The following is a 17,990-nucleotide window of genomic DNA, read 5'->3' as shown; positions in this document are numbered from 1 at the left end:
GAGCAACCCGTGAAGCCTGGAATCCACCCCGCCTACGGCCCCGTCGTCTTCCGCGACAAGGCCGCCGACTTCGCCTTCCTCACCCGGTCGACCGCCACGAGCGCCAAGACGGTCGAATGGGAGGACGGCAGCACCTACCCCGTCATCGACGTCGAGATCTCCTCGCAGAGCCACCCCTTCTACACCGGCACCGCCCGCGTCCTGGACACCGCCGGCCGCGTCGAGCGCTTCCAGCGCCGCTACGGGAGCAAGCCGTGACCCTGCCCGTCGTCATCGTCGGCGGGCTCCACGCGGACGCCCGCCGGAGCGCGGTGCGGGAACTGCTCACCACCGTGCCCGGCAGCGTCGCCCTCCACCACGACCTGTCCACGGCGGCCGACGGCACCGTACGGCGCCTGGTGCGCGACGCCTCGGGCGAGCTGTCCCGGGGCGAGGCCCCGCTCGTCAACGACTGCGCGTGCTGCGCGCTGCGCGAGGACCTCGTCCCGGAACTGCGGCGGCTGGCCGCGGACGGGCGGACCCGGCTCGCCGTCGTCGAACTGTGGGACTCCGTGGAGCCGCGCGCGATGGCCGAGGTCGTCGCCGCGCACGGCGGCCGGGCGCTGGACCTGACCAATGTGATCACCGCCGTCGACCCCGCCCTCGTCCTGCCGTACCTCGCCAACGGGGACGACCTGACGGAGGCGGGGCTCGCCTCGGCGGCGACCGACCAGCGGACCGTCGGGGACACCTGGGCCCGGCAGCTGGAGTACGCGCCCGTCCTCGCGCTCGTCGACGGCGCGGATGCGGACGACGAGGACCGCGCCCTGCTCGCCCAGCTCCACCCCACCGCCCGCCGGGTGGAGACCGGGTCCGGTGAGCTGGCGCGGCTCGCCTTCGCCGGGTTCGACACCGAGGCGGCGGCCGCCGCCCAGCATCCGGCCTGCGCGCTGCTTCCCCAGGAGGCGGACGAGGCCGGGGTGGCCACCCTGGTCTGGCACCGCCACCGCCCCTTCCATCCGGAGCGGCTCTACGAGGCTCTGGAGGACCTCGCCTGCGCGGCCGCGCGCAGCCGCGGCCGCTTCTGGCTCGCCGACCGGCCCGACACCCTGCTGGCCTGGGAGGCCGCGGGTGGCGCGCTCTGCGTGGAGAACACGGGTCCGTGGCTGGCCTCCCTGCCCGACGCCGCCTGGGAGATGGTGCCTCCCGTGCGCAGGGCGGCCGCCGCCCTGGGCTGGCATCCCGAGCACGGTGACTGCTGCCAGCACCTGGTCTTCACCTCACCCGGCCTCGACCGTGAAGGGCTGGCGGGGCTCCTCGACTCGTGCCTGCTGACCGACGCCGAATACACCGCCGGGCGGGAGGCGTGGAAGCGCCTGCCGACCGCCTTCGGCGCGCTGCTCGACCCCGTCTCGTAGACCCCCCGCCCGCCCGGCCTCGCACACCCGTACCCCACCGGCCCCGCACGAAGGAATCCGCATGGCCCGCCGTCAGGACCCCCGCAAGCCCGTCAAGGCCCGTCCCAACCCGCTGGACGCCGCCAAGGTCACGCACATCGACTACAAGGACACCGACCTGCTGCGCAGGTTCATCTCCGACCGCGGCAAGATCCGCAGCCGCCGCGTCACCCGGGTCAGCGCCCAGCAGCAGCGCCGGCTCGCCGCCGCGATCAAGAACGCCCGCGAGATGGCCCTGCTCCCCTACGCCGCGCGGTGACCGGACTCCGGCGGTCCGGCCCCTGCGGGGCCGGCCGCCGGGGACGAGCCGGGCGCGCGGCGACTACTCGCCGGCGCGTGCACGGGCTCCCGAGCGGGTGCGGCCCGCGGTCTGGGCACGCTGCGGGTGGCGGCGTACGTACTCGTGTTCCAGCTCGTTCATCCGCTTCGTGTGGGTGACGAGCGCGTCGTCGGACCCGTGCAGCAGGGTCTCGTGGCGCGTCCGGTGGATGGCCTCCAGCTCTTTGAGCAGCCTGCCCTCCTCCAGCTTCCGCGCCGCCGGACCGCCGTCGTGCTCCGTCATGGCACGTGCACCTCCTCCGCCGGTCGGCGGGTTCACGCTCGGGCTTCACCCCCGCCCACTCCATCATCCTCCGCGCCGCGCCGTGCGGCCTCGCCAGCCGTCCCCGCCACGGCCGAAGTAGGTAGACACTGTCTACTCCTGCTGGTAGACAGGGGTCATGGACCAGGAGAGACCCCTTCGGGAACGGCTGATCGACGTCGGTGCGGAGCTCGTCACGAGCGAGGGAACCGGCGCTCTGGGGCTGCGGGAGATCGCGCGCCGGGCGGGCGTCTCGCACGGCGCACCCCGCCGGTACTTCCCCACCCACCACTCCCTGCTGTCGGCGATCGCCCGGCGCGGGTTCGCGGATCTCGGCGAGCGGATCGCGGCCGTGACCGCCGAAGCCGACGCCGACTCCGACGCCGACTCCGGGCAGTCCTCGGCCCGGGAACGGGTGCGGGCGATCGCGTGCGCCTACGTCGGCTACGCGCTGGAGCAGCCCGGGATGTTCGAGCTGATGTTCCGGCACGACCTGCTGGACAGCACGGACCAGGCCCCCTCGGACGAGGCCCGGCTGCGGGATTCGACCCTGCCGCTGTTCCACCTCCTCGTCGCGCTCGTCTCCCGTTGCGGGGCGGCCGAGCCCTCCGTCACCGCCGCCGCGCTGTGGGCGAACCTCCACGGCGTGGCGCAGTTGTGGCGCTGGGGCAGCCTGCCGCTGGCCCTCGGCGAGGACCGGGCCGCCGGCGTCGAGCGCATGGTCGACGCCGCCGTCGACGCGCACCTCGGGGGTGCAGCCGCGTGAGGCAGCGGATCTCACTCCTCGTCAGCGTGGCCGGCGCCATGATCGTCGCCCTCGACGGAACCGTGCTGACGGTGGCGCAGCCGAGCCTGGGACGCGACCTGGGGGCGAGCGTCACACAGGTCCAGTGGACCAGTACCGCCTACCTGCTCGCGGTGGCCGCGTTCCTGGTGGTCGCCGGGCGGCTCGGCGACCGGTACGGGCATGCCCGGCTGCTCCTCGTCGGCGTGCTCGGATTCGCCGCGGCCTCGGCGGGCATCGCCCTCGCGCCCGGCGTGGGCTGGGTGATCGGGCTGCGCGCCGTGCAGGGCGTGTTCGGTGCGCTGCTCCAGCCCGCGACGCTGGCGCTGCTGAGGCTCGCGTATCCACCCGACCGGCTCGCCACTCCCGTCGCCGTGCGGACCAGCGCGATCGGGGTGGCCGCGGCGGCCGGCCCGCTGCTGGGGGGCCTGCTCGTCGCCCAGTGGGACTGGCGGGCCGTCTTCGTGATCAATGTGCCGGTCGCCGTGGTGATCGCCGCGCTGACGCTCGCCGTACGGGCGCCCGCGCCGTCGCGTGCGGAGGGCGGACGGCTGGAGATGGCCGGTGCGGCCCTGCTGGCTGCGGCTCTCGCGGTGTTCGTGCACGCGCTGGTCGGCGTACCGGCGTACGGCTGGACCGGTGCGCCGACCGTGCTCGGGTTCGGGGCGGCCGCCGTGCTCGCGGCCCTGTTCGTACGGCGCGAGCGGCGTTCCGCACGGCCGCTCGTGCCGACCGCCGTGGCCCGGACCAGGGCGGTGACGGCCTCGATGGCGCTGCTGCTGCTCGTTTCCGCGGGGATGTTCGGGGCCCTGTTCACGGCCACCTTCCAACTCCAGGACGTCCAGGGACTGGACCCGCTCGACACCGGACTGCGGGTCCTGCCGCTGACCGCGCTGATGGTCGCAGGGGCGCCGGTGGCGGGGGCGGCGCTGCGCCGGTGCGGGCCGCGGCGGACCGCGCTCACCGGTACGGCGCTGGTCGTCGCCGGGATCGCGGGGCTGGGCTCCGCGTCGGGGGTGGCCTTCGCGGTGCTCGGCGCCGGGTTCACCACCGTCATGGTCACCGCCACCGGGGCCGTGGTCGGCGAGGCCCCGGCCGGGTACGCCGGGGTCGTCGGCGGGCTCAAGCAGACGGCCATGAACGTCGGCCCGGCCCTCGGTATCGCGGTGGCCGCGAGCGCCGGGGTGCAGGGCCCGTCCCTGCCGGCCCTGGCCGCGCTGGCCGCCGTGGGGCTGGTCGCGGCGTCACTGCTGCCCGGCGGCGCGCGCCCGGCAGCTGCGGGCGACCTCGTCGGCGAAGACGAGGGCCGGCGGGGCGAGGGCGGCCCAGCGGCGGACCGCCCAGCCGACGGCGAGCGGCGGCAGGGCGGGGATGGGCACGAGGCGCAGCGGGCCGTCGGAGCCGGGGACCTGCCAGCCGGGCAGCGCGGGCACGACGGCGTGCCCCAGGCCTAGTTCGGCGAGCAGCAGGGCGGTGTCCCAGTCGGCCACGCTGGTGTCGGAGCGTACGTGGATGCCCGACTCGGCGAGGGCGCCGTCGAGGTGGGCGCGGGAGGCGGAGTTCTCCGGAAGCCGGATGTGACGGATGCCGGCGAGGTCGGCGGGATCGATGCACGGGCGGGCGGCGAGGGGGTCGTCGGCGCCGACCGCGAGCACCCAGGGCAGTTCCATGACCGGGCGCTGTTCGATGCCGCGGACCGGTCTGCCGATGGTGATCCAGGCGAGGTCGAGGTCGTCGGAGGCGAGTGCGTCGAAGCAGCTGCGGCTGGAGTTCTCGGTCTGGAACTCCAGGCTCACCCCGGGGTGGAGGCGGCGGAAGGTGACGACGGCCTCGGACATGAAGTGCCGCACGGTCGTCGCGCCGGTGGTGACGCGCACCGAGCCGCCTCCGCCCCGTACGAGGTCGTCCACCCGGCGCAGGGCTCCGTCGAGACCGGCGATGCCGTCCGCCGCGGCCGCCTGGAGGATGCGGCCCGCCTCGGTGGGGACGACACCGCGGGCGTGGCGCTCCAGGAGGCTCGCGCCGGTCTGCTTCTCCAGGCGGCGGACGTGCTGGCTGACGGCCGACTGGGTGCAGCCGAGGTCGCGGGCGACGGCGCTGAGGCTGCCGGCACGGCAGACGGCCACGAACACGCGGAGATCGTCGAGGGTCATGAGATCCAAGGTATCGCTTGGGTGTGGGGAGTAAATCGGAGGATTGACTTGGGGTTTCGGCTGGATCAAGATCGATACAGGGCCCGGGCGGCAACCCGTCCCCGCCTTCGCCACGGGGTCCGGACCCCCGGCGAAAGGTGTGGACGGGTGCCGACCCACCACCACGACCGAGGGAGCACCCGTGTCGGAACGCGCCATCGCATGGTTGCGGGAGCTCGGTGCGCAGGATCTCGCCCACCCCGGCGGGACCCTGCTCGCGCACCTGGAGCGCGTAGGGGAGCTGCTCGCGTCCTGGGGTGCGCGGCCCGCGCTGCAACGGGCGGGCCTGTGCCACGCCTTCTACGGTACGGACGGGTTCCCCACGGCCCTGCTGCCGCTCACCCGGCGGGCAGAGCTCGCCGAGGTGATCGGCGAGGAGGCCGAGGCGATCGTGTACCTGTACGCCGCCTGCGACCGGGCGGCCTCGTATCCGACGCTCGCCCACGAGGAGGCCGCCTTCCGGGACCGGTTCACCGGCCGGGTCCACTCCCCCGCCGTGGGGCTGCGCAGGGACTTCGCGGAGCTGTCGGCGGCCAACGAGCTCGACCTGGCGCGCGTCGATCCCGCCTTCCGTGAGGCGTGGGGAGCCGCACTCCTGCAGTTGTTCGGCCGGTTCGGGGGGCTGCTGAGCGAGCCGGCCCGGCGGGAGTGCCGGGCCGTGCTCGGCGGTTGACGGGGTTCAGGGAGTGAAGGTCCAGCGCTGGGCCGGGGTGTTGTCGCAGGCGGCGCGGGTGAGGGTGGTGCCGTTGGCGGTGCCCGAGCCGGCCGGGGTGAGGCATTGGCCGACGGTGCGCAGGGTGCTCTGAGGTCCCGCCTGCCAGGTCTGGCCCGGGCTGCCGTCGCAGGCCCGGATGGTGACGCGGGCGGCGTTCGCGCCGTCAAGGCAGACGCCGGTGAGGCCGGTGAGGCGGCCGTCGCCCTGCAGGGTCCAGCGCTGGTTGGGACCGCCGTGGCAGGTGTAGAGGGTGGGTTCGGTGCCCGGCGTGGTGGCGCTGTGCGGCAGGTCCAGGCAGCTTGCGGAGGCCGCGTTGACGAGGGTGGCGTCCGCGGGGAGCGGGGCCGGGCGGCCGGTGAGGCTGATCTCGGCGGCGCTGGTCCAGGGGCCGCGCCCGCCGGCCTCGGTGAGGGCCTTGAGGCGGAGGTAGCGGCCGGTCTTCGGGGAGAGGACGGCGGTCTTGGCCGCCGCCGTGTCGGGGAAGGTGCCGCTCGCGACCGGTGGCCCCCAGTCGGCGGTGGTGTCGGAGACGTAGACCTCGTAGCCGCCGATCCGGCCGTTGACGCCGCCGTCCTGGCGGGGCAGGTATCCGAGGCCGTCCACCGCGTAGCGGGCGCCGAGGTCGATCTGGATCTCGTGCGGCAGCGCGGCGGGCTTCGGGCCGGACCAGGCGGTGTGCCACAGCGTGGCCGGGTTCCCGTCGAAGGCGCCCGCGGCGGCGCCGTTCTCCGCGCTGGTCTCCTGGCTGTCGGCGTAGGCCAGGGACCAGGCCGACCTGTCGATGGGTGCGGAGGAGGGCAGGGGCTCGGCCGCGGGGAGGCTGGTGCCGGCGGCCGAGACGCTGAAGGCGCCCGCCTTGGAACCCGTCTTGATCCAGAGCACGCCGGAGCGGTCCGCCGGGTCGAAGAACCAGCCCGTCGCGGCGGAGTCGTAGGCGGCCTTGGAGGTCAGGCGCGCCACGGCGGCTCCGTCCACCGTGAGGGCGGTGGGCGCGGAGGCCACGTGGAGGGTGAACTCGTACCCCCGGGAGGCCGGCTTGCCGGCGTAACTGCCGGTGGGGGCGCCGACGTTGACGGTGACCGTGCCGGAGCCGGACGTCGGGGCGCCGACGTCGACCTGCTGCCGGGCGTAGGCGCCCGACTCGTGGGCGCGGGTGCGGCCGTCGTCCTCGTAGAGGCTGAAGGAGGAGTTGCCGCGCGGGTGGATGTCGTAGGTGAGGGTGGAGACGGGCTTCTCCCCGGTGTGGTTCATCTGCGGCCACATCGGCACGATGCCTCCGCCCTTGACGAAGAGCGGGAGGGTGTCGAGCGGCGCCTGGTAGCCGTTGAGGCGGCCCGGGCCCGCGTACGTCCTGCCCGTCCAGTAGTCCGTCCAGGTCCCGGCGGGGAGGTAGATGCCGTCCCGGACCGAGGTGTCGGAGACGACGGGCGCGACGAGGAGGGAGTCGCCGGCCATGAACTGGCCGCTGGTGGCGTTGCCGCGAGCCACCGGGTCGTCGGGGTACTCCAGGACCATGGCGCGGGTGCTGGGTACGCCGCTCTCGTGGGCGACGCGGCTCATCGTGTAGAGGTACGGCATCAGCCGCATCTTGAGCTGCAGGTACTTGCGGTTGATGGAGAGGTAGGGCTCGGCGAAGCGCCAGGGCTGTTTGTCCTGGTAGCCGGTGGACGGGTTGGTCGCGCCCCAGCCCGACATGGTCATGAAGGCCGGGGTGAACGCCTTCCACTGGAGGTCGCGGGTGTACGTCTTGGGGCTGCCCCCGAAGATGCCGTCGACGTCGCCGGCGGCGTAGTTGAGGCCGGACAGACCCGCTCCGGTGATGGCGGGGACGTGCCAGCGCATGTCGTCCCAGGTGCCGTGGGTGTCGCCGGTCCAGACGACGGCGTTGCGCTGGGTGCCCGCCCAGCCGTCCACGGTCCAGACGTAGCGGCGGGCGTCGGAGTTCTTCTCGATCCCGTCCACGGCCTGCTGCACACCGTCGAAGGCGTACTTGTAGCCGCTGCCGATCCACGCCACGTCGGTCTTCACCCCCCGGCTGCCGGCCGTGCCCACCTCGTCGGCGATGGAGCCGAGGCCGGTGGAGGTCCACAGGCCGGTCTGGAAGCCCTTGGCCTTCAGGGCGTCCACGGTGGACTTGAGGGGCGCGGTGTAGCCGCAGCCGTAGCCGTCGTTGGGCAGGAACCAGCCCGAGGGCATGTCGGCGGCGCGGGCGTCGGTCGCGTAGCCGACGACGTCGGGCGTGGTCTGGTGGCGCAGCCGGTTGTGATCGCCCTGGTAGTCGGGGTTGGAGGCGTTGAAGCAGTCGGCGTTGCCGAGTTCGAAGCCCCACATCGGCGCCATGAAGGGCTTTCCGCTGACGTCGGTGTACGCGTCGAGCACCGATTTGAGCGAGTCGCCGGTGAAGTACCAGGCGTCGAAGCGCTTCTCGTCGTGGGTGAGGGTGGTGGGGGCGTTGAACCCGTAGGAGCCCGGGGCCCAGGTGTTGCGCATGACGCCGTAGCCGTTGGTGGACATGTAGAAGGGGGCGGGGCTCGCGTTGTCGTTCTCGCGCCACTTGTTGTCGACGGCGATCGGGACGGTCTTGCCGCGCAGTGCCCATTCGCCCAGGCGCAGGCCGGTGCCGTAGAACTGCTCGTCCGCGCCGCGGGCCAGGTACTGGGTGGTCTGGCTGCCCGTCCAGCTGGTGGGCTGGGTCTCCTGCCAGACGGGGGTGGTGTTGTCGGCGCGGTAGACGGAGAACCGCAGCGGTGCCTTGTTGACCCGGATGGAGAGGGCTCCGGTGGTGATCCGGTAGTACGCGCCGGCGTCGGACCAGGACGTGGCCACGGAGCCGAAGTCGGTGGTGGTGGCGAGGTCGGAGCCGGCCGGGTCGTTCGTGAAGGTGCCGTCGGGCGAGAGCCAGAGGCGGAAGATGTCGGCGCGGGCGACGACCACGCGGGCCTTGGCTCCGCCGGAGGCCGTGACGGTGAAGGTGTTCCCGGACTGGGTGAAGCCGGTGACGTTTCCCGCGGTGGCCGTGGCACCGGCGGGGGCCGCGGCGGCGGGCGGGGCGAGGGGGCCTGCGGCGGACAGGCCCGCGACGGTCAGGGCGGCGGCGAGCAGGGCGGCGCCAGGGGTGCGGCGGCTCCGTCGCCGGGCCGGGCGCGCCCGGGCCCCTAACCGGCGTTGCCCGTCGTTGCGTTCTTGTCGGTGCTGGCTCCTGCGGATGCTCGGCAGTCTCATGGGGCAGCTCCTCGTGCGGTCCGCATCGCGGACACAGCTCTTTGGCATGCGCCCGACAAGATAGCGCTCCATGGCCCCTGTATGAAAGATGATGCTCGAAGTCAGCCGGGATCACGCAGCTTCGAGCACCATGGAGGTGAATATCGGGGTGAACATCGGGGCAACATCAGGCAAGGCACAGCCCCCGCCGGCCCGTCAGGAGAAGGGAACCCGGTCCGGGCGGCAGACCGTGCCGGGAGGCGGAAGCGTCCCGTCGACGAAGTAGCGGCTTTCGTACGCGCTGATGCAGCTGCTGTTGTCGTTGAACAGCGCGGTGTGCCCGTACCCGTCGTTCGTGAGCAGGCGGGCGTCGGCCAGCTCACGGGCCATGGCCTGGGCTCCCGTGTAGGGCGTGGAGGGGTCGTACCGGGTCCCGATCACCAGGACGGGGTGGGCGGTGGGCCTGTTCCACGGGCCCTCGTACCCGGCGGCGGCCTTGGCCGGCCAGGTGGCACAGCCTTCCGCCGCCCACGTCCAGAAGCGTCCCGCGTCACCGGCCCGCCGGGCGCTGTCCTCCTCCAGGCCCTGGTACGCGGCGGGGTCGCGCGGGCTGGGGCTGTCCGCGCACCACACGGCCGCCGCCTGCTCGTCCCCCAGGTACGGGTTCGGCCGGTCCACGGGGGGCGGCGGCGGGTACACCGGGGGCTTGGGCTCCCGGCCCTGCGACAGCTCCTGCAGCCTGCCCGCGAGAGCAGCCCAGCCGGGGTCGACGATGTACAGGCTGTTCACCGCGTCGGCGACCGTCTTGGCGTACGTCCACGGGCCGACCGGACGCTCCCGCAGCCGCTGCATCAGCTTGTCGAACTTGTCACGCGTGGCCTCGGGGCTGCCCGCCGAGAAGGCGCAGCGGGCCGTGGGCGCCGATCCGCACAGGGTGAGGAACCGGTCCAGGGTGGCCGCGGCGGTGACGTCCGAGCCCATGCGCAGGAAGGTCGTGGTCCGGGGCTCGCCCTGCCCGGCGCCGTCGGTCCAGGCCTGGGGGGCGATGTTGCTGTCGAGGACCATGGCGCGGACGCTGCCGGGGAAGAGGTTGGCGTAGGTGGCGCCGAGGATCGTGCCGTAGGAGACGCCCAGGTAGTTCAGCTGCCCTTCGCCCACCGACCGGCGGAGCAGGTCCAGGTCCCGGGCGGTGTCGGCGGTCGACACGTGGCGCAGCAGGTCCGGGTCGCGCTTCTCGCAGAGCCGGCCGAGGTCCTCGTACGCGTCGATCCAGGCCTTGCGCTCCTGCGCGCCCACCGGGAAGCCCCCGGGTGGGCGGGCCGCCCAGGCCTTGGCCTCCTCGGTGGTGTCGAAGCAGTTCACTGCGGTGCTGTTGCCGATCCCGCGCGGGTCCCAGCTGACGATGTCGAACCGTTCCCGCAGCTCCTTGGGGAAGGCGTCGTAGTTCTGCGGCACCTGCACGGTCCCGGGGCCCCCGGGACCGCCGGGGTTCACGAACAGGGTGCCGATGCGCCGGCCGGGATCGGTGGCCTGCCGGCGGACGACGGCCAGGTCGATGGTGCGGCCCGCGGGGGCGGCGTGGTCGAGCGGCACCTTGGCCGTGGCGCAGTCCCACGGGCTGCCGGGCTTGCACGGACTCCAGTCCAGTTTCGGCACGGTCGCCGAGGGTGACGGCGAGGGGGGTGTGGGCGCGGGGGGCGCGCCGTGTGCGGCGGCCGGTCCGGGCCCGGTGAGCAGCGCCGAGCAGGCCAGCGCCGCCGTGAGGACTGCCGCACGGCGTCGGCGGCGGACTGTGGGACCTGGTGCGGACATGTTCCGCCCTCCTCCGTCACGGCGAGGGCTCGGTCCGGCGGTCGATGCCGCCGCATCGGGTACACACGCCTCTGCCACCACCCAACCGCGATTGGGCAGTGCGCGCGACCCGGGCGCGGGACCGGTGCGGGCCCGGGCCGTCCCTTTCGGATCTCGCCGGGCCGGCGCCGCTGCCCGCCGCCCGACGACGGGGGTAGGTTGGACGCGTGATCGACTTTCTCCGGGGCGCCCCGGTCGCAGGCAGTCTCGACGTCGTCTGGCACGCGGGCTGGCCCTCCCCGAAGCACGACCCGGCCCCGGAGATCCAGGTACACGCCTATTCCGAGCACACGGTGATCCTGCGCCAGAACAAGTCCGTGCACTACGAAGCCCCGTTCCTCTTCCTCCTCTTCGGCAATGACCGGGCGCTGCTCCTCGACACGGGCGCGTCCGCCGACCCGGCCCACTTCCCCCTGCGGGAAACGGTCGACCGGCTCGTCACGGACTGGCTGGAACGCCATCCGAGGCCCGCGTACTCGCTGCTGGTCGCCCACACCCACGGACACGGCGACCACGTCGCGGCGGACCAGCAGTTCGCGGACCGGCCCCTCACCACGGTCGTGGGACCCGGACTGGACGAGGTCACGGCCGGCTTCGGCCTCTCCGACTGGCCGCACCGCACCGGCGTACTGGACCTGGGCGGCCGGATCCTCGACCTGATCCCCGGCCCCGGCCACCAGCAGGCCGCCCTGGTCTTCCACGACCGCCACACCGGCCTCCTGCTGACCGGCGACTCCCTCTATCCGGGGCGGCTCTACATCGAGGACCGGACGGCCTACTCGGCCACCGTCGACCGGCTGCTGGACTTCTGCGCCACCCGGCCGGTCCGCCATGTGCTCGGCTGCCACATCGAGATGACCACCACGGCGGGCGAGGACTACCCCCGCGGCACCATGCACCAGCCGGACGAGCCGCCGCTCCAGCTCGCCCCGGACCACCTGCGCACGCTGCGCAGGGCCCTCGACGAGACGGCGGACCGCCACGGCACGCACCCCTACGGGGAGTTCATCCTCGTGTACCGGGACTGACCGGCGGTGTGCGCCGCCGCTCCGGGCGGGTGCGGGGCGATACGGGGTGCCGACGGGGCGTGGGCGGGAGCGCCGCGTCCGCGGGATGTCGGTCGCCCGCCGAGGCTGTCGCCGATCCATCGGCGATGTGTCGGTGGCCGCTGGAACCGTGGGTGCCGAGTTGCCCGAGGGGGCAGCCGCAGCTTCGACAGCAAGGGACCCCGTCGCCATGTCGTCCACACCCTCCGCCCCGCCCTGGAATCGCCGACGACTGCCCCGTGCCGATGACCGCATCTTCCTGGTCACCGGCGGCAACGCCGGCATCGGGTACTTCGTCGCGGAGCAGTTGTCGGCGACCGGGGCCACCGTCGTACTCGGCAGCCGGAATCCCGCCAAGGCCGAAGCCGCCACGGCAGCGATCCGTGCGCGCGTCCCCGGCGCGCGCCTACGGGCCGTACGGCTGGACCTCGCCGACCTCTCGTCGCTCGGGACGACGGTGGAATCTCTGGAGGTGGAACGCCTCGACGCGGTGGTCCACAACGCCGGCGTCGCGCTGGACGACCCGCCGCGCAGGGAGACCGGAGACGGTCACGAGCTCATGTTCGGCACGAACCACCTCGGGCACTTCGTCCTGACCCGGTGGCTGATGCCGTTGCTGTCGGCCGCGCCGGCCGCCCGCGTGGTGACCATGGGCAGCTTCGCGGCGAAATCCGAGCGGCTCGACCTCGACGACCTGCAATCCCGGACGGACTACCGGCCCCAGCGCGCCTACGGACGCTCCAAGCTGGCCCAGATGTACTTCGGTGTCGAACTCGACCGCCGCCTGCGCGCTTCCGGCAGCACGGTGGCGAGCGTGGTGGTCCACCCCGGCGGCGCGCTCGACTCCCTCACCCCGGCACGGCCACCGGTCCATGTGCGCACCACCGGCGCACGGCTGAGCGCGGCACCTGCGGCTCTCCTCGTCCAGGGCAAGCACGCCGGCGCTCGGCCCGCGGTACGGGCCGTGCTCGACCCGGCCGTGCGGGGAGGCGAGCTGTGGGGACCGCGCGTCTTCGGCCTGCGCGGCGAGCCCCGCCGTGAACCGGTGTGGAACCACCTCGCCGACGCCTCCGTCGCGGCACGGCTCTGGGAGGCGAGCCGTGATCTGACCGACGGCCGGGGTCGGTAGCGGGCCGCGGACACCAAGTGGCCGTGGTGGCGGCCCTTGACGGGCCGGAGCGGGTCCCCGTGGAAGCCGAACGCGGGGTGGCGCCGGCCGCGTTTCACATGGCTCGGCCCGAGGCCGGGGGCGAAGTGACCGCCAGGACCGGTGGGGCCGGGGTCGACCAGTGGTGGCCGCAGGGGTCGAAGACCAGCATCACCGGCCGGCCGGGCCGCTGGCGCCAGGAGATGCGCTCCGGTGGACCGTCACACACCGGACAGCGGGGCAGCGGGCCGGGCTCCGCCTCCGGCATGCGGTCGGGGGCGAGGGCGGCCGCGAGCGGCGTGGCGTGCGGATCGCGCATGGCGGCTCCCTGGTCGTGCGTGCGGTCTGGCTGATCGCACTGTGCCATGGACGTGCCCCTCTCCGCACGGGCGAATCATCCAGTGTTTTGGCTGGTCAGAGGTGTGGTCACCAGGAAAATTCCGGTGCTCTTGCGGGCACTTGGTGATCAACCGCTCGCACAACCGGCTTCCACCAGGCCCGATTCGTAGGCCGCGATCACCGCCTGCGCACGGTCACGGACGCCCAACTTGCCGAAGATGCCGGTGATGTGGTTCTTGACGGTGGAGACGCTGATGTCCAGGTCCTGGGCGATCTCGGCGTTGCCCCGGCCGCCGGCCAGCAGGCGCCAGATCTCCAGCTCCCGCGGGGTGAGTTCGGCCGGCATCTCGCCGGCCCACGACCGCGGCCGCACGGGGGTCCGTACGTAGGCGGAGATGAGCCGGGTCAGCAGCCGCGGCGCGACGGCGGCCTCGCCGGTGTGGACGATGCGGACCGCCGCGATCAGCTCCTCCGGCGAGATGTCCTTGGGCAGGAAGCCGTACGCGCCGGCGCGCAGGGCGGCCACCACGTACTCGTCCATGTCGAAGGTGCTGAGGGCGAGGACGCGCGTCGAGGGGAGCGTCCGCGCGAGTTCCCCGGTGGCCTGGACCCCGTCGAGGACCGGCATCCGGATGTCCATGACGACCACGTCGGGCCGCAGCTCGTGGGCGAGGGCGACGGCCCGGGCCCCGTCCTCGGCCTCGCCCACCACCTCGAACTCCGGGTCGGGGCCCAGGATCAGGGCCAGGCCGCGCCGCACCAGCGGCTGGTCGTCGGCTATGAGCACACGGATCATCGGTGCCGTTCCTCTCTCTCGCCCTCCCCGGGCCCCGGAACCGGGACCGGGAGTCGGGCCGCCACCCGGAAGCCCCCGCCGTCGAGCGCGGCGGCCTCCAGGGTTCCGCCCTGCAGGGCGACGCGCTCGTGCATACCGATCAGACCGTACCCGGAGCGCGCCCCGGGCCGGGAGGACGGCGCCTGCGCACCCGCCCCGTCGTCGCGCACCTCCACGACCACCTCGTCCCGGCGGTAGGTGAGCCGTACGCGGGCCCGCGCCCGCCCCGCGTGCTTGCGGGTGTTGGTCAGGGCCTCCTGGACGATCCGGAAGACGGTGAGGCCCACGGTCGGCGGCAGCGGGCGGACCGGGCCGTCCACGGTGAACTCGGTCTCCGTGCCGGCCAGCCGGGACTCGGTGATGAGCCGGTCGAGGTCGCCGGCCCCGGGCTGCGGGGCCGGCGGGGTGTGCTCCGGCTCCTCTCCCGCCCGTAGCACGTCGAGGAGTTGGCGCATCTCGCGCAGCGCCATCCGCCCGGAGTCCTCCAGGGTGACGAGGGCCTCCCGGACGACCTCCGGGTCGTGCGCCAGGTTGGCCCGCGCCCCGCCCGCCATCAGCTGCATGGTGGTGATGTGGTGGGCGACGATGTCGTGCAGTTCGCGGGCGATCCGGCGGCGTTCCTCGGCCACCGCACGGTCGGCGAGCAGGGTCCGGTGGACCTCGGCCTCCCGCTGCCGGTGGTTGACCACGGCGGCCACGCCGACGGCGCCGAGGGTGCCGATCACGTTCGCGACCAGACCCGCCCAGCCGAAGGGCAGGGGCCAGCCGCCTTGGCCGGCGGCGATCAGCGGCACCGCCGCGACCGCCGCCGCCGCGGCAACGGCGGGACGGCTGAACCGTGCCACCGTGTAGAGCGCCACCATCAGGGTGAGGGTGAAGTGCGGGGTCGGCGGGGTGGCCAGGTTCACGAGCACGCCCAGGGCCAGGACGGCGGCGAGCACCGTCACCGGCCGCGCGCGCCGGGCGATCAGGGGCATCGCCGAGACGACCAGGGAGAGGGCCGCGGTCACGCTCAGGACCCGGCCCTCGGTCTGCATGCCCAGGGAGTAGCCGACGAGGTCGATGGTGCCGGCCGCGACCGCCACGAGTGCGTCGTTGCGCGTCCACGGCGAGCGGTCGGCGCCGCGTTCCGCACCCGGCTCCACGACCGGGTCGCCCGGCCCGACGGCGTCGCGGTCCGCCTCCCGGCCCGTGTCGGGGACCGCATGCACGAGGCCACCGCCCCGTTCCGCTCCCACCGTCACACCGCCACCCACACCCACACCCATGCTGCCGGTCCTCCCCCGCCGGCCACCCTCCCGGCAGGTGCCGGGCTCGCGCGGCCGCGCTCTCCGGTGATCCATTCTGGCACCGGCCGCATCCCCTGCCACCAGTCCCCGGGGTGGGCCCGTACCAGGACTCCGGTCCTGGTCGGCGCCCCCGTACGGACCCTGGTCCCGCGGTGCGGATCCTCCCCTGCCCCGACGCTTTCCCCGCTCCCCGCTGATGGTCTGGAGTCAGGCCGGGAACCCCGGCCGGCACCGTACAGACCGGAGGAGACCAGTGATCCGCGCCCTGACCCGATTCTCGACGCGAAGTCCGTGGAAGGTCATCGCCCTGTGGGCGGTCCTGGGCATCGCAGCCACCATCCTGGGCCAGGCGTTCGTCTTCCGCGCCACGCAGCCCGGCAACGGCGGGTTCCTGCCCGCCCACTACGACTCGGCGGCCGCCCTGAAGATCGCGGAGGACCGGTTCGGCGTGAAGCCGGACGCCAACCTCCTGACCCTGCTGGTGGCCCGCTCGGATAACGCGCCGCTCGGCGCCGCCGACGAGGAGCGCATCGACGCGCAGGCCGCGCAGTTGGCCCGGAAGCGGGTCGCCATGCCCAGGACCGAGGACACGATGCCCCTCGCCCAGGACCACTCGCAGATCCCCCGGGTCAGCCCGGCCATGACGGCGCCCGACCGCTCCTTCCGCCTGCTCTCCGTCGAACTGACGGGGAATCCCGCCGATCCCGGGGTGCAGGACACCTACCGGGCGTTCCGGGATTCCGCACGGGACCGGTTCGCCGAGGAGGGGCTGCGGACCGGCTTCACCGGCGGGATCGCCGACCGGGTGGACACGGCGGACGCCGAGAAGACCAGGACGAAGGTGGTCGGGGCGGTCATGCTCGGGGTCATCGTCCTGCTGCACGTACTGGTCTTCCGCAGTGCCCTGGCGGCGCTGCTGCCGCTGCTCGCGGTCTCCGTCATCGGCGGCGCCGCGGCCGGTGTCGTGGTCGGCGCCGCGCTGCTGACCGGTACCGGACTGGCCGATTCCACACCGGGGCTGATCAGCGTGGTGCTGGTGGGCATCGGCATCGACTACTTCCTCTTCCTCCTCTTCCGCTTCCGGGAGCAGCTGCGCGAACACCCCGAACAGTCGGGGCGCGAAGCGGCCTCCGAGGTCGCCGGGCGGGTGGGGACGGCCATCACCTCCGCGGCGCTGACCATCGTCGCCGCGTTCGCCACCCTCGGGGTCGCCTCCTTCGGCCAGTTCCGGGTGCTCGGGCCGGCCATCGCCCTGTCGGTCCTGGTGATGCTGCTGGGCAGCCTGACCCTGATGCCGGCCCTGCTGGCGGTCACCGGGCGCAGGATGTTCTGGCCTTCCCGGGCCCTGAAGCACGCTCCCCGCCCGGGCTCCGCCGCCCGGCTGGGCGACCGGGTGGCACGCCGGCCGCTGGCGCTGGTCCTGGCCTCGGTGGCGCTGCTCGGTACGCTGGCCGCCGGTGTCATGGGAATGCGCATGGACTACGGGCAGAGCGGCGCGGGCGCGGAGCGCACGGCCGCCGTCGTCACCGCCGCCGAGATCTCGCGTGCCCTGCCGGCCGGGGTGTCGGACCCGACCAGCGTGTTCGTCACGGCTTCCGACGGGGGCCCGCTCACCGTCGAGCGCCTGGGCGGGCTGTCCAAGGCGCTCGCCGGGGTCGACGGCGTGGGCCAGGTCGCGCAGACCGTGCTGAGCCAGGACCGGCGGGCGGCCCGCATCGACCTGTTCCTGACGGCCGACCCGCAGCGCAAGGAGGCGCGCGACCTGGTCACCGGCCCGGTCCGGGCCGCGGTGCGGGCCCACGCACCGGCCGGTACCGAGGCCCACGTGGGTGGGACGCCGGCGCTCTTCGCCGACATCTCGACCGCGGTGGACAAGGACCTGAAGGTGGTCTTCCCGGTGGCGGCCGTGCTCATCGCACTGATCCTGCTCGCCCTGCTGCGCAGCCTGCTGGCGCCGGTGATCCTGCTGGCCGCGGTCGGACTCGGCTTCGCCGCGACCCTCGGCGCCTCGACCCTGGTGTTCCAGCGCGCGCTGGACCGGCCCGGTGTGGACTTCACGCTTCCCCTCGTGCTGTTCCTGTTCGTGGTCGCGCTGGGCACCGACTACAACATCCTGATGAGCGACCGGATCCGGGAGGAGATGGAGCGGCCGGGTCCGGCGCGGGCGGCGGTGGGCCGCGCCGTGCGGCACACGGCGCCCGCCATCGCCACGGCGGGCCTGGTGCTGGCCGCGTCGTTCGGCAGCCTGGCCGTCACCCCCGCTCCGTCCACCCAGCAGATCGGCTTCGCGACGGCCCTGGGGATCCTGCTCTCCGCCTTCGTCCTGTCGATCGTGCTGGTGCCCGCGCTGGCCGCCCTGCTGGGCCGTTCCATCTGGTGGCCGGTGCGGCCGCGCCGATCCCGCGCCGCCGCCGGTCCGAAGGAGGCCCCGGACCGCGTCCTGGTCGGCTGAACCACGGCGCGGACACACGAAAGCACCGGCGCGTGCAGGGCCTCGTACGGTCCTGCACGCGCCGGCGCCTTCGGTGTCGGGCGAACTCGTCGGAATCAGGCGAGCCGGCCGGTGTCAGGCGAG

At 73.9% G+C, this 17,990-nt stretch carries 15 protein-coding genes and 1 pseudogene; 9 read left to right on the top strand and 7 right to left on the bottom strand.

The window, feature by feature from the left end:
• Positions 1–9: 9 nt before the first annotated feature.
• From OG472_RS41060 to rpsR, 3 genes are all read left to right on the top strand, one after another.
• Positions 10–258, top strand: a complete 249-nt coding sequence (locus OG472_RS41060; RefSeq protein ID WP_401613498.1) for a type B 50S ribosomal protein L31 — start codon at positions 10–12, stop codon at positions 256–258.
• Entirely contained in the window at positions 255–1,397 is a 1,143-nt protein-coding gene (locus tag OG472_RS41055) for a CobW family GTP-binding protein (RefSeq protein WP_405942961.1), read from the top strand. Before OG472_RS41060 ends, OG472_RS41055 begins: the two co-directional genes overlap by 4 nt.
• A 61-nt stretch (positions 1,398–1,458) precedes the next feature.
• Entirely contained in the window at positions 1,459–1,695 is a 237-nt protein-coding gene (gene rpsR / locus OG472_RS41050) for a 30S ribosomal protein S18 (RefSeq protein WP_405834350.1), read from the top strand.
• 63 nt (positions 1,696–1,758) lie between these two features.
• On the opposite strand, the gene OG472_RS41045 is transcribed toward rpsR, so the two are convergent.
• A complete protein-coding gene (locus tag OG472_RS41045; RefSeq protein WP_327411829.1) occupies positions 1,759–1,998 on the bottom strand; it encodes a DUF6158 family protein in 240 nt (79 codons plus the stop codon).
• Positions 1,999–2,155: 157 nt separating this feature from the next.
• On the opposite strand from OG472_RS41045, the gene OG472_RS41040 reads away from it, so the two are divergent.
• Complete coding sequence (locus tag OG472_RS41040) at positions 2,156–2,782, top strand: TetR/AcrR family transcriptional regulator (protein ID WP_405942960.1); 627 nt, start codon at positions 2,156–2,158, stop codon at positions 2,780–2,782.
• A gap of 38 nt (positions 2,783–2,820) precedes the next feature.
• Positions 2,821–4,092 (top strand): annotated as a pseudogene (locus tag OG472_RS41035) (MFS transporter); the annotation flags it as partial.
• On the opposite strand, the gene OG472_RS41030 reads toward OG472_RS41035, so the two are convergent.
• Complete coding sequence (locus OG472_RS41030; RefSeq protein WP_401613506.1) at positions 4,045–4,953, bottom strand: LysR substrate-binding domain-containing protein; 909 nt, start codon at positions 4,951–4,953, stop codon at positions 4,045–4,047. The pseudogene OG472_RS41035 and the gene OG472_RS41030 overlap by 48 nt on opposite strands.
• A gap of 181 nt (positions 4,954–5,134) precedes the next feature.
• Between OG472_RS41030 and OG472_RS41025 the strand changes: the two genes are divergently transcribed.
• Entirely contained in the window at positions 5,135–5,665 is a 531-nt protein-coding gene (locus tag OG472_RS41025) for a DUF6817 domain-containing protein (protein ID WP_405942959.1), read from the top strand.
• A 6-nt stretch (positions 5,666–5,671) separates the two neighbouring features.
• On the opposite strand, the gene OG472_RS41020 is transcribed toward OG472_RS41025, so the two are convergent.
• Positions 5,672–8,929, bottom strand: a complete 3,258-nt coding sequence (locus OG472_RS41020) for a TIM-barrel domain-containing protein (RefSeq protein WP_405942958.1) — start codon at positions 8,927–8,929, stop codon at positions 5,672–5,674.
• Positions 8,930–9,124: 195 nt separating this feature from the next.
• The gene (locus tag OG472_RS41015) at positions 9,125–10,720 is read right to left on the bottom strand and encodes an alpha/beta hydrolase (protein ID WP_405834342.1); all 1,596 of its coding nucleotides are present in this window, start codon (positions 10,718–10,720) and stop codon (positions 9,125–9,127) included.
• 206 nt (positions 10,721–10,926) lie between these two features.
• Here OG472_RS41015 and OG472_RS41010 point away from each other — a divergent pair, with 206 nt between their 5' ends.
• Positions 10,927–11,787 carry an MBL fold metallo-hydrolase gene (locus OG472_RS41010; protein WP_405942957.1) on the top strand — a complete coding sequence of 287 codons (861 nt, stop codon included), beginning with the start codon at positions 10,927–10,929 and terminating at the stop codon, positions 11,785–11,787.
• A 208-nt stretch (positions 11,788–11,995) separates the two neighbouring features.
• Complete coding sequence (locus OG472_RS41005; protein WP_405942956.1) at positions 11,996–12,934, top strand: SDR family NAD(P)-dependent oxidoreductase; 939 nt, start codon at positions 11,996–11,998, stop codon at positions 12,932–12,934.
• 94 nt (positions 12,935–13,028) lie between these two features.
• Here OG472_RS41005 and OG472_RS41000 read toward each other — a convergent pair whose 3' ends face one another.
• The 3 genes from OG472_RS41000 to OG472_RS40990 form a co-directional block, all read right to left on the bottom strand.
• Complete coding sequence (locus OG472_RS41000; RefSeq protein ID WP_401613518.1) at positions 13,029–13,271, bottom strand: hypothetical protein; 243 nt, start codon at positions 13,269–13,271, stop codon at positions 13,029–13,031.
• A 147-nt stretch (positions 13,272–13,418) separates the two neighbouring features.
• Positions 13,419–14,087: a response regulator gene (locus tag OG472_RS40995; RefSeq protein WP_401613520.1), complete on the bottom strand. Its 669-nt coding sequence runs from the start codon at positions 14,085–14,087 to the stop codon at positions 13,419–13,421.
• Positions 14,084–15,394: a sensor histidine kinase gene (locus OG472_RS40990; RefSeq protein ID WP_405942955.1), complete on the bottom strand. Its 1,311-nt coding sequence runs from the start codon at positions 15,392–15,394 to the stop codon at positions 14,084–14,086. The genes OG472_RS40995 and OG472_RS40990 overlap by 4 nt, the downstream gene beginning before the upstream one ends.
• 274 nt (positions 15,395–15,668) lie before the next feature.
• On the opposite strand from OG472_RS40990, the gene OG472_RS40985 reads away from it, so the two are divergent.
• Positions 15,669–17,867, top strand: a complete 2,199-nt coding sequence (locus tag OG472_RS40985) for an MMPL family transporter (RefSeq protein ID WP_405834333.1) — start codon at positions 15,669–15,671, stop codon at positions 17,865–17,867.
• Positions 17,868–17,990: the final 123 nt, after the last annotated feature.

Source organism: Streptomyces sp. NBC_00207 (assembly GCF_045160965.1).
Classification (GTDB): Bacteria; Actinomycetota; Actinomycetes; order Streptomycetales; family Streptomycetaceae; genus Streptomyces.
The sequence above is the reverse complement of the archived record's forward strand: the minus strand, read 5'-3'. Positions and strand labels throughout refer to the sequence as shown.